Annotated in this window: 2 protein-coding genes; both read left to right on the forward strand. The window is 50.2% G+C overall.

Annotated elements, in window-relative coordinates; genetic code table 11:
* Nucleotides 1–6,480: SDR family NAD(P)-dependent oxidoreductase (locus tag ACH32G_RS12825; RefSeq protein WP_448814417.1), on the forward strand; the 6,480-nt coding region annotated here is incomplete at its 5' end.
* A gap of 4 nt (nucleotides 6,481–6,484) precedes the next feature.
* Nucleotides 6,485–14,203 carry an SDR family NAD(P)-dependent oxidoreductase gene (locus ACH32G_RS12830; RefSeq protein ID WP_448814418.1) on the forward strand — a complete coding sequence of 2,573 codons (7,719 nt, stop codon included), beginning with the start codon at nucleotides 6,485–6,487 and terminating at the stop codon, nucleotides 14,201–14,203.
* The last annotated feature ends 10 nt before the right edge of the window (nucleotides 14,204–14,213 follow it).

Raw genomic sequence — 14,213 nt, forward strand, 5'->3', positions numbered from 1 at the left:
AAAAAAACGCTGATCCAGCTTCTTGTCCCCGACAGGGGGGAAGACAATGTATTGGCGGGGCTGGCCGCTTTTCTGAAAACGGCTCACCTTGAACATCCGAAGCTGTACGGCCAAGTCATCCAAGCCGGTCCGGACGAGCCCGCATCATCGCTTCTTGCCAAACTGAAAGAAAACCGGGCGCATCCTGAACAAGCGGAAATCCGTTATGAAGACGGCAAACGTCTCGTCAGAAACTGGCGTCATCTGCCGGCCTCTCAAAGCGGTACCGTTCCGTGGAAAGACGAAGGGGTTTACCTCCTCACCGGGGGAGCGGGCGGCATCGGACTGGTTTTCGCTGAAGAAATAGCCTCCCGCGTCAAAAACGCCGTCCTCGTATTAACGGGAAGGGCGGAAGCGCTTAATGAAGACCGCTCCGCCCGCTTACGGCGCTTGGAAGCGTCGGGTGCCCGCGTATTGTATCAACCGGTTGACGTGACAGACAGGGCGGCGGTCATCGCCCTCGTCCGCGGCATACAGGAGGAGCACGGAACACTCGACGGGATCATTCACGGCGCCGGCGTGATCGCTGACAACTACATTCTGAACCAGGCAGAAAACGAACGGAAGACCGTCATGGCACCGAAAGTGAAAGGGCTTATCAATCTTGATGAAGCAGCGAAAGATGTGCGGCTGGACTTTTTCATTCTGTTTTCTTCCTTGGCGGGAGGCATGGGAAATCCGGGACAGGCCGGTTATGCGGCAGCCAACGCATTTATGGATGTTTATGCAGCCCGCAGAAACCGTCTCGTGCGGGACAACAAGCGGAGCGGGCAGACCCTGTCCGTCAACTGGCCGCTTTGGGAAGAAGGCGGTATGCGCGTGGACAAAGAGACCGAACGGCTGATGTATGAACAGACCGGAATGAAAGCCATGCGATCGGCATCAGGCATCCAGGCGCTTTACGCGGCTTTTGCCTCCGGAGAACACCAGGTCATGGTGGCGGAGGGCGACGAAAAACGGATTCGCAGCCATATTTTCGATCTGGGCGAAGAACAAAGCGCCGCCGGACAAGCTGCGGCAGAGACAGATGCAAGAGATCTGAAAGATCGGGTTCAAGAGAAACTAAAGCGGCATGTATCAGATCTTTTAAAGGTAAGCATTAAAGATATTGAGGCTGACAGCGAACTGACGGAATACGGATTTGATTCGATCATCTTCACTGAATTTACAAATCTATTAAATCGGTCTTACCAGCTTGAGCTCAGCCCGACTATCTTCTTTGAATTTCCGACATTGCGCAAACTGAGCGGCCATTTGATATCTGAATGGAAAGAAGCATTCAGCGGCTTAGAAAGAGAGAGTTTAAAAACCGCCCCAAAAGCCGGAAAAAGAAAAGCTGAAGCTCCGGCGGCCGTTCATGTCAAGCGGGAAACGCCCGTATCCGTAAAAGGAAAATCAGAAGAAAAAGCCGAACCGATAGCCATTATCGGAATCAGCGGTATTTTTCCGCAATCGAAAGACATAGATGAATTCTGGACACGTTTATCAAAAGGAGAGCATTGCATCACAGAAATTCCCCGAGATCGCTGGGATTGGCGTGAATATGACGGCGATCCGGCAGCGGATGCAAATAAAACGTCAATTAAATGGGGCGGTTTTATAGATGGAATCGCCGGGTTTGACCCGCTGTTTTTCGGGATATCTCCGAAAGAAGCTGAAATGATGGATCCTCAGCAGCGTCTATTAATGATGTATGTGTGGAAAGCCATTGAAGACGCGGGGTACTCAGCAAAACGGATTGCCGGAACAAAAACCGGCATTTTCACCGGCACATTGGGAAGCGGATATCAAACCTTAATCAATAAGGCGGGTCTTCCTGTCGAGGGGTATACGATGACCGGAATCGTGCCGTCCGTCGGGCCGAACCGGATGAGTTATTTTCTTGATATTCACGGGCCGAGCGAGCCGATAGAAACCGCTTGTTCAAGCTCTTTAGTCGCCATTCACCGCGCGGTAAAAGCCATTGAAACGGGAGATTGTGATATGGCGGTCGCAGGGGGCGTCAACACGATCATCACGCCTGAAGGGCATATCGGTTTTCAAAAAGCAGGCATGCTCAGTGAAGACGGGCGCTGCAAAACATTTTCTGATCAGGCTGACGGTTATGTCAGAGGAGAGGGTGCCGGCATGATTGTCTTGAAAAAGCTTTCAGAGGCTGAGCATGACAGGGATCACATCTACGGCCTCATCCGCGGTACAGCGGAAAATCACGGCGGACGCTCAGCGTCACTTACCGCGCCGAACCCGCAGGCTCAGACGGATGTGCTGAAAAGCGCTTATCAAAAAGCCGGTATTCACCCGTCAACGATCACTTATATAGAAGCGCACGGAACCGGAACGGCACTCGGAGATCCGATTGAAATCAATGCATTGAAAAAAGCTTTCCAAACAGACGGGGCTCCGGACGGGTATTGCGGGATAGGCTCAGTGAAGACAAATATCGGACATTTGGAGCTCGCAGCAGGCATTGCGGGCGTTATCAAAGTATTGATGCAGCTGAAACATCGGACGCTCGCTAAAAGTCTGCATTGCGAGAACATCAATCCCCATATCAAATTGAAGGACAGCCCGTTTTACATTGTGACAGAAACAAAGGAGTGGGAAGCGCTGCGTGATGAAAACGGCCGGGTCCTGCCCCGCCGGGCGGGTGTAAGCTCATTCGGTTTCGGAGGTGTCAATGCGCATATCGTTATTGAAGAATACATGGGCAAAAGTGAGACGGAACAGCCGGAAACCCGTGAGAAAGCGTCATCTCTTTTTGTTTTGTCGGCTAAAAATGAAGAGCGGCTGAAAGAAAGAGCGCGTCTCCTTCGCGATTTTATCAAAAACGGATCATCCCGCCATATCGATCTTGCAGATGCCGCATACACACTGCAGACCGGACGGGACGCGATGGAAGCGAGGCTGGGAATCATTGCAGACTCCGCAGAGGAACTGACTGAAAAACTGAACGCGTTTCTGATGGGAAAAAACAGCGAAGATATCATCAGCGGCCGTAAAAAACGCGAGAATAACACGATCTCCATGTTCTCAGACGATGAAGACGCTGCTGACCTCGTCAGCGCCTGGATTGAGAAAAAGAAATACAAGAAAGTGCTGCGGCTCTGGGCAAACGGATTTGACACGGATTGGGAGCAGCTGTATACGGACAGTAAGCCGCGCCGCATCAGCCTGCCCTCCTATCCGTTCAGAGCAGACCGTTATTGGGTGCCGAAACAGGAGCGGCTGCCGCTTTCGAATCAAAAAACAGTATTATTGCAGAAAACATGGGAGCCTTGCGAGGCAGTGTCTTCATCCGTGCCATTGAGCAAATTAGCGCTCATCGTCTCCGAGGATACAAAAGACCTTGCCGCCGAGGTGAAAAAACAGCTGAATGATGCTGACATTGTGCAGGAAAATCAGCTCATCTCTTTCTTACAGGATCCGAATGCGGCCATCTATTCCGGGTTTATTGACTTCACCGGCTGCGGCTCCCGACAAAAGCGTCAGGACGTCAGCTGGGCGGCATCGCTGCAGCAGCTGATTGAATACGGCCGCGGACAAGAAAACATGAAAATGATTTATCTTACAAAAGGGCTTGAATCTTTCAAAAATAAGGCTGCCGCTATGCATGGTATTGAAAAAGCGGGGCTTTACCGCATGCTGCGGCATGAATACAGCCATATTCTCACCTGTCACGCCGATATTGATCCTGAAGAGCCGCTGGAGCAGACAGCCGCTTTTATTAAAAAAGAAATTGAATCAGACTTAACGGAGTCTGCTGTTTGCTACAGGGACGGCATGCGCTTCAGCTATGTTCTTCGGCAGACTGATCAGATTGAACCAGAAGCCGTGCAAACAGACCGGACTGTATTTCCAAAAGACGCCGTCCTGATGATAACCGGAGGAACGCGCGGACTCGGCGCTTTATGCGCCAAGCATTTCGTTTCCGCATACGGTGTGAAGAAACTGCTTCTGACAGGCAGAAAGGAGCTGCCGCCGAAAACCGAGTGGGATCTTGAGCAAACAGACCCTGTTGTTTCGGAAAAAATACAGCTTATCCGGCAGCTGGAATCACAAGGCGTAAAAGTGTGCGTCTCAGCAGTTGATCTGACGGATAAGCAGGCCGTCGGACGGCTTATAAAAGAGGTAACCTCAACGCTCGGACCTATCGGAGGCATTCTGCATTGCGCGGGAATTGCGGACCGTGAAAACCCTGCTTTTCTCCGCAAATCCAAAGACAGTATCGCGCGGGTGCTCGCCCCGAAAGCAGACGGCCTCCACGGTCTGTATGAGAGTGTAAAGGATGATGCGCCGGCATTTTTCGTCTTGTTTTCATCTGTCTCGGCAGCCGTCCCGATTCTTGCGGCGGGTCAGAGCGATTATGCGATGGCAAATTCTTATATGGACTATTTTGCAGAAAACAATGAGAGCGGCATTATTAGCATACAATGGCCGGCATGGGATGAGACGGGCATGAGCAGGGATACAAAAAGCGGGATGTATCAGCAAACGGGATTGCTGCGGCACTCTGACGCGGAAGGTCTCAAGATGCTTGATTACATTTTAAGAGAAAGACCCGGAGCTGTCGTGCTGCCGGCACAAGTGAAACATGATTGGGACATCAAAGCGCTGGAAAACGCCAAGCCAGCCGCCCATAAAGGAATGAGAACAGCTGCCAAACCTCCTGAAACAAAAAAACGGGAACATAACCGGATTGATATTCAATCTTGGCTGAAGTCGCTTTTGGCAAAAGAGCTGAGTATCGATGAAACGCATATGGATATCGATGTGCCTTTTCAGGAATACGGAATGGATTCTATCTTTCTGGCGCAAGTGCTGACAAAGATTGATCAAAAACTGCCGTCTGTTTCAATTGATCCGACTGTCCTTCTGGAACACCCTACTATAGAACAGCTCGCGGATTATTTAGCCGCACATTGTCCGGAAGCTTTTTCGGCAGATGCAGCGGTTCCCGCGGAGAAGTTCCCTTTGCAGAAGACACCGAAACGGAGCAAAAAAACGGCAGATAAGCCCGGGAAACGGGGAAAGGTTGCGATCATCGGCATGGCCTGTCATTTTCCGAAAGCGGGGGATATAAAAGAATTTTGGAAGAATCTCCGCAGCGGAACGGATGCCGTCACTGAAGTTCCGCCGGACAGATGGAACGCCGGGGAACACTATCGGCCGGGTGAATATCAAGAAGGAAAAAGCATCAGTAAATGGGGCGGTTTTATTCACGATATTGATCAATTTGACCCGGGGTATTTTAATATTTCAGAAACGCTGGCACCGATGATAGACCCGCTGCAAAGGCAGTGGCTTGAAGTGAGCGCGGAAGCTTTGGCCGATGCCGGTTATAAAAAAGAGGATCTCTGGGGCCGCCGTATCGGCGTTTTTGCCGGTGCAAGGGCAGGTGCGTTTCATGAGAAATTTCAATATTTGCAAAAAGACTCGATTATCGGCGCGGGACAAAATTTTATTACCGCGCATATGGCTCACATTTATAACTTTACAGGGCCCAACCTGGTCGTAGATACGGCCTGCTCCAGTTCGCTTACGGCAATTCATTTGGCCGTGCAGGCTATTCAAAATGGAGAAGCGGAGGCGGCCTTTGCGGGCGGAGTTGACATTTTGCTTGATGAAAAACCTTTTCTCACCATGAGCGCGGCGAGAATCTTATCGCCAAATGGCCGTTCAAAATCTTTCGATGCCGATGCGGACGGAACAGGAATCGGAGAGGGCTGCGGTGTGCTGATGCTGAAGCCGCTCGAAAAAGCGATAGAAGACGAAGATAAAATATACGGCGTTATTGACGGATCTGCGATAAATAATGACGGCAGCACAATGGGGGTGACGACGCCGAATCCCCGGGCGCAGCAGGACTTGATTGAGCAGGCGGTTCAATCGGCGGAAATCGATCCGGACACCATGACATACGTAGAGACGCACGGAACCGGTACATTGATCGGCGACCCGATTGAATTAAAAGGATTAACCAATGTCTTGTCTGCTTATTCCGATGAAAAACAATTTTGCGGTGTAGGAAGCGTCAAAAGCAATATCGGCCACTTGCTGAGTGCGGCGGGCGCGGCGGGAATCATCAAAGTTTTGCTGGCGATTGCCAATGAAGAACTGCCGCCGACTTTGCATTGTCATAAACCGAACCCCCGCTTTCAATTTAATGATTCGCCGCTTTATCCTGTGCTTGAGCTGAAGCGGTGGAAAGGAAAAAAAGAGATACTCAGGGCCGGAGTCAGCGCGTTCGGTTTGGGAGGGAATAACGCTCATATTATTGTCAGCAACGAAGGAATTCCGAAAGAACGAAAAGCGGCCATGGAACCGAAAGGCGGCCAGACAGTATACCGAAAACAGCGGTATTGGCCTGAAAAAGCACAGTTGCCTGAAGCGGAAGAAAATGAGGCGGGCACAGAAGCAATGTTTGAAATAAGCGAGGTGTGATAGATTGGCAGTTACTACCTATCAAGTCAAAACGTTCCTGCAGAAAATCAGCCATACGAATTATATCGTCCGGGATCATCGCGTTCATCAAATCCGCGTCCTCCCGGGCGTGACTTTAATAGATATGCTGTATCGGCTCGCCGCCGGGTATCTCGGTGAACGGCCTATAGAATTAAGACAGATTATTTTTAAGCAGCCTGTTGTAACATCTGAAGAGTTTGATAAACACCTGTATGTCACCTTTACGCCGGCGCGTGACAGCTGGAAAGTTGAGATCACAAGCGAAAAAGCAAAAAACGGCATACCGCTTGGCGGAAAACGGGATGAGAATATGGAATGTCAGCTTTATTTGCAAAAAGACACGCCCCGGGCAAAAGAGCTGAATATTGAAGCATTCATGAAAAACGCAAGCCGAAAATGGGACATGCATGACATTTACGGAATTGCAAGAAGAAGCCATATTGAGCATGGCGAGTTTATGAAAAATGAAGGGGCCGTTTATCAGCTTCAGGATAAAGAAGAATTAATGGAGCTTAGTCTGAGTGGTTTGGCTGAAGGATTCCGGGAGAAATTTAAGGCGCATCCGGCTTTTTTAGATGCGTCCACCCTTGCCGGCTCTTCCTTTGCATTGTCGGCCCAAAAACAGAATGACACACCTTATATTCCTTTTATGATCAATCGTTTTTGCATATATCAGCCGTTTCCGAAAACGATTTACACTTATTCTGCGAAAAACAGCCGCACTGAAAGCGGCGCATCAGATAGCGAACCTGATTTTTATTCGGCCGACTTCACGATTTACGACAGGGCAGGGAACGTATTGGCCGAATGTGAGAAACTGACAGTAAAAAGGGTCAGACAAGCGAATATGATTACCCATCTGATAGACAAAGAGAAGCCGCCTCAGCAGAACAGAAGCGGCCGTGGCGAGCCCGAAAATCATGTGGCCGCAGAAGACGTGTCTGAACAACAAACGCCGGAACAAAACATGGTGACTTACATAAAGTCGGAAATCGCCAGGTTGATCAATCGTCCGGCACAGGATATTGATGTGCGGAAAGGCTTTTATGATATGGGGCTTGACTCGGCGCATTTGCTGAAGCTTGTAAAGATATTAGAGCAGACTTTTCAGCAGCAGTTTTATCCGACACTGCTTTTTGAATATTCATCTGTCCGCCGCCTTGCGGATTACCTTATCAATGAAGCGGGCTGTGTGCTGAAAGATTCGGCCGAAGAACGGCATACATCAGACGCTGACATTGCTGATGAGGTTCTGTTTTTTGAACCCGCCTGGAAAGATCAGCCGCTGGAAACGGCAGTGCAGAACGGGCAAAAACACACCCGTCATCTCATTATCGCTGCCGATGCAGGACCCCGTCTCACCGATGAACTCGGCACATATTGCCCGGAAGCGGAAGTGATAGAACTAAAAAAGGAGCATGAGGCTGCAGATGAGCAGTTTGAAGCAGATGCCGAGCGCATATTTCGTATGCTCAAACGGGAACTGACAGACCATCCGAAAGAACATACATTGATTCAGCTTGTATGTGCCGCTGAGGATGGAGCGGCATTGTCTTCCGCTCTCGGGGCTATGCTGAAAACGGCACATCTTGAAAATCCGGCTTTTCGCACTCAGGTGATCACCTTCTGTAACAAGAATGAGAGATTGCCAAGTGAGACGGCTGCAATCATTAGAACAGAAGCAGACTGCTCTTATGCGGGCTGCACAGACATTCGGTATAAGGACAATATGCGGCAGATCAGATTGTTCGAACGTATTGAGAAACCGGACGGGCAGACACAGTCTCCTTGGAAACAAAACGGCGTATATGTCATTACAGGAGGCCTCGGCGGTCTTGGATTTCTGCTTGCCCGTCACCTTGCAGAAAAAGAAAAGGTGAAGCTCGCACTCATCGGCCGTTCGCCGGAACAGTCTGAGAAGATCAGCAGACTGAAAGCATTGGGCGCAGAAGTTCTTTACGTTCAAGCGGACATCGGCAGCAAAGCCGAAACAGAGCGGGCATTTGCTCAGATTACAGAAACTTTCGGCCGGCTGACGGGCATTTTTCATTGCGCCGGTGTTTTAAAAGATCAATTTATCATCCAAAAAGACAGTTCTGACTTGAAGCGGGTGTTCCTGCCGAAAATCAGCGGCCTGATTCATGCGGACGAAGCTTCACGGCATGAACCGCTTGAATTTTTCGCCGTATTTTCCTCATTCTCGGCGTTGGCCGGAAATGCGGGCCAGACAGATTATGCCGCAGCGAACGCTTTTATGGATGAATATATGAAATATCGCGATTGCAAAGCGGAAAAAGGCGAACGGACCGGGGCTTCTATGACGATCAACTGGCCGCTTTGGGAAGATGGCGGCATGCAGGTTGACAGCTTAATGAAAGAGATCATGAATGATGCAACCGGCACCAGCCCGATTCCGGCCGGGGAAGGGATGGCTTCACTTGAATATATGCTGCGTCTCGGCAAGCTGCAATCCGTTATTTTATACGGGAAGGAGCCGGCTGTAACTGAAAACATGGCCCGATTGGTTCCGATGGCAGACAAGAACCGCTCTTCATTATCCCATGCAGCTGTCAAGAGAAGGAACCAAAAACAAGAGAGACACACAGAAGAGCACGATATTGCGGTAATCGGATTGGCAGGAAGATACCCGCAGGCGGGAAGCATCGATGAATTTTACCAGAATCTGCGCTCAGGTAAAGACTGCATCACAACAATACCGAAAGACAGATGGAAAGGTTATCCTTTCTCCTATGAAGCAGATCAGTTCTATCGTTACGGAGGATTTTTAGATCGCATAGACTGCTTTGATCCGCTGTTTTTCAATCTGACTCCGCGCCAGGCTGAAATGATGGACCCGCAGGCGCGGCTTTTTTTAGAGACGGCTTGGGAAGCTTGTGAAGATGCCGGTTTTTATCAGGACAGAACGGCGCGCGGGCCATCTTCACAAAAGAGAAAACGCGTCGGGGTATTCGCAGGTGTGTTTTGGAGCCATTATGAGCTGTTCGGCGCTGAAATCACACAGCGGGGCACACCGCTGTCTATGGGCGTGACGCCTGCCTCTGTTCCGAATATCGTGTCTCACTGCCTGAACTTTACAGGGCCGTCAATGGCTGTTGATACGATGTGCTCTTCTTCGCTCACATCCATACATTTGGCATGTGAAAGCATTAAAAGGGGAGAGTGCGAATTCGCCATTGCCGGCGGTGTTAATGCGGTCACACATCCGCATAAATATGCGTTTTTGGCGAATGCCGGATTTCTGTCTTCAGAAGGCGTCTGCAAAAGCTTCGCCGCCGGCGGTGACGGCTATGTGCCGGGAGAAGGCGTCGGCGCGGTGTTGCTGACAACCGTTCAAGAAGCGGAAAGAATGGGCTGTCCGATATATGGCGTCATAAAAGGCTCCGCTTTAAACCATGTCGGAAAAACATCCGGTTTGACAGTGCCTGATCCGGCATCACAGGCGGAAGTCATTACAGATTCTTTTCAGAGTGCCGGCGTTGATCCGGAGACACTGAGCTATATTGAAGCCCACGGAACAGGCACGTCTCTGGGTGATCCGATTGAAATTGAAGGGCTGAGCCGTGCATTCCGCAAATGGACAAATAAGAAGCGGTTTTGCGCCATCGGCTCTGCCAAATCAAATATCGGCCATTTAGAAGGAGCCGCCGGAATCGCCGGATTAACAAAGGTGCTTTTGCAGCTGAAGCATGGAGAAATCTTTCCGTCATTGCACGCGGACACGCTGAATCCCCATATTCCATTTTCGGACACGCCGTTTTATGTGGCGGATCGGCTGGTAGAATGGGAACGGCCGTTACATCCTGACCAGCCGAGAAGAGCGGGTTTAAGTTCTTTTGGCGCCAGCGGGAGCAATGCCCATTTTGTCATAGAAGAATATCTGCCGCCGCAGGCTGAAAAGAAATCGATGAGTATACGGGAAGACGAGCCGGTTCTGTTTCTGCTTTCGGCAAAAAATGAAGAACGCCTATTAGAATATGTAAAACGGTATGACCGCTTTTTACGGGAAAAAGAAGTCGACCTTAAAGACCTGGCCTACACGCTTCAAGCTGGCAGAGAAGCGATGCCTGAACGGCTGGCATTTATCGTTACATCCGTTTGCGGCCTGCAAGCGAAACTGAAAGATGTGCTTGAACGGAAAACAGAAATTGAAGGGTGTTTCCGCGGACTTGCTCACGACGATATGTCATCAAGTGGAATGGCCGAGCTTTTGAAAAACAAGCAATATTCCAGATTGCTCACTGAGTGGGCAAAAGGAGCCGCCGTTGACTGGAGCCTGTTATACGAAGGAGAGAAGCCGAAACGGGTCAGCCTTCCTGTATATCCGTTCGCGAAGGAGCGGTATTGGGTGCCTGTGCCTGCGGATATCCGGAAACAGACAGACGAACCGGCGGAAAACCAAAAGATCATTCTTCAAAAAGAATGGAAGCAGCAAGATCCGGCGGAATCTGAAGCATTATCAGGAACAGTAATGATACTTGCAACTGATAAGACGAGGCGATTGGCCGATGCTCTTTTTAAAGGAAACGGCCATATTGAAACGATCTGCTTCATTCATCAGGCAAAAGACGGCGCCGATTATTACGCCGCCGCATCGGGGCGAAACCTTTACGGCAGAGTGCGGGAGTCTCTTAAAAACAAACAGATACTCGGGGTCATCGACATAACCGCATATGATGCGGAATATGAACGGCAGGAAGAGATAGAACACGGAAAGCTTGCCTTTTTACAGCAGGCTCTTGAATCATTCCGTCATAGAGGCGCTGTGTTCAGCCAAGTGACACACCGCCTCCAGCCTTTCAAGGAAAGTAAACCTCTGATGCAAGGGGCGAAAACGGCGGGGCTGTACCGGATGCTGGGCGCTGAGTATACCAACATTCATTCTTTTACGATAGATAGCGATTGTGCGATTGAGCACACAGAAGAATTAAGCAGACAGATTGAGACTGAATTTTTACAGCCGCGGGCCAAAAGCGGCAGTGAATGCTGCTACAGGCTGAATCGCCGTTATGTGCCGTTTCTGAAGCAGGGTATGAATGTTTCGGCTGCGCCTGAGCTTTCCTATTCGTCTGATGATGTGCTGTTAATAACGGGCGGATCGCGCGGGATCGGCGCAATTGCGGCGGAGCATGCCGTTTCATGCGGATGCAGGAAACTGGTCATCATGGGGCGGGAGCCGCTTCCTGATTCCTCAAAGTGGGCAGACATGAAAAACGACGGCATTCTCCCGGAAAAGGCCGAGCGGATGCAGAGGTTAGCCGAGCGGGGCGCGGAGATCCGTTATTACAGCGTTTCTCTTACGGATCAAAAGGGCCTCCGGAACATGACGGACAGCATCCGCGGCACGATGGGACCGATTACCGGCGTTTTTCATTGCGCGGGTGCAATGGGAGAACACCCCGCTTTTTATAACAAAACCGAAACGGAAATCGAAAGCGTTTGCGCGCCGAAAGTAACAGGGCTTCGCGGTCTCTATGAAGCCGTTCAGAATGAGCCGCTGTCGTTTTTTATTTTGTTCTCATCCGTTTCGGGTCAGATCCCTTCGCTTGCTGCGGGGCAAAGTGACTACGCGATGGCTAATTCATTTATGGACTCTTTTGCAAATCATCAAGCAGGTAAAGGGAACGTGTTTGTTAAAGCCGTTCAATGGCCCGTCTGGAAAGAAACCGGTATGGCTGAAGGCCTGCCGGAAACACCTGCTTATCAAAAATCAGGACTTTCCAGACTGTCTGCCGAAGACGGACTGAAATTTTTAGATTACATCATATTAAACGGACAAAGCTGCGGAATTCCTTGTGTTCCCGAAGACAGTGAGGCTGATTTTGGTGATCTTTTGAAGGTGAAGAAATCTGAAGCTCCCGTGAAAAAAAGCATTTCCAGTGACCAAAAGGTGAAGGATACGATTCGTCAATGGGTGCGCACCGTTTTCAGCGAAGAACTGAAAATGACGGATGAGCAGATAAAAGATGATATGCCGTTTGATGAATACGGGATTGACTCAATACTCTTTGCGGAATTGGTTCAATCATTGCAAAAACGGATCAGCATAAAGTTAACACCGTCCTTCATGCTTCAATATCAAACGATTACAGAAATGGTTGACTATTTCGCAGTGCATCATAAAGCCGATTTTGTGACAAAAGAAAATGGTTTCGTTCAAGACAGGGACCTCCAGCCTGATTTAACCGCCGCCGCTGAAGAGGGAACATCCAAGAAGCCGAAAGCGGATACCGAAGACGATATTGCCGTCGTCGGCATGTCCTGCCGTTTTCCGGGGGCGGGCGGAACGGATGCTTTTTGGGAGCTGCTGATGAAAGGGAACACCGCCATCCGGCCTGTCCCCGCATGGCGCTGGCATGCAACAGCACATACAAAGGATTATGCGGGGTGGATTAATGATATCGACATGTTTGATGCGGGTTTTTTCAGCATCTCTGAAAAAGACGCGGCAATTATGGACCCGCAGGCGCGGATCATATTAGAAGAAGCGGTTCATTCCGTTTATGATGCCGGGTACGGCCAAAAGGATTTGTCGGGCCGGAAAGTCGGCGTGTACATCGGCGGCAGGGCGCAGCCTTCAGCCGGTATGGAACATATCCTGCAGGCGCCTAACCCGATTTTGGGGGCGGGGCAAAACTATTTCGCGGCCAACATTTCACGATTTTTGAATGTCACAGGGCCGAGCCTTGTCGTGGATACAGCATGTTCCTCAGGGCTGATCGGGCTGTCCTTTGCAAAAGACGCCCTTTTGGCCGGAAGGATTGACGCGGCTTTAGTCGGTTCGGTGAGTCTGCTCTTATCTCCGTCCGCGCACCGGTTATTCGGAGCGCGCCATATTTTAAATGAGAACGGCGTGTTTCATATATTCGACCGTGAATCAGCGGGAGAAGTGCTCGGAGAAGGAGCGGGGGCCGTTTTTATCAAGCGATTGAGCGATGCGGTGCGGGACGGAGACCGTATTTACGGCGTCATAAAAGCCGTCTCGGTAAACAATGACGGCAGGACGCTCGGTCCCGGTTCACCGAATATAAGGGCGCAGAGAGACGTCATTCAAACTGCGCTTAATATGGCGGAAAAGTCACCCGAAGACATTGGATATATAGAAGTAAACGGAGGCGGTTCCCCAATCGTTGATTCGGTGGAAATCAAGGCGCTCTCAGATGTCTATCAGCTGAACCGGAAAACGCTTCTGCCCTGCCGGATCGGATCGGTGAAACCGAATGTAGGGCATTTGCTTCTGTCTTCAGGACTTGCGGGCTTCATCCGATGTGTGCTGAGCGTCTATCATAAGCGGATTCCGCCTTTCTTATCAGCTCGTGAGCCATTTGAACATTATGACTTTGAAGCGTCACGTATTCATTTTAATCGTGAACCCGTTGATTGGCATTCAGAGAAGAAACCCCGCGTCGCAGCTCAGAGTTCATTTCCTGACGGCGGGACAAATGCTCATATTCTCGTTGAAGAATACAGAGGTGAAAGGCAGCGGGAACATCACCGGGCGCCCCAGCCGCCGGAATTCCGAAAAAAACACTACCCGCTTTTGGGCGGCTGGAACAGCACAGAAAATGAAGCGGAAAAAACAAGTAATGAAAAAACGGACATTGCGGATCTTTTAAAGAAATATGAGAAAAAAGCAGAGACAAGCACTGCACCTGCAGACTCGTTTTGGCAGGTGACAACGTGACGTTTTTAAA

Source organism: Bacillus sp. CIS52, assembly GCF_053545315.1.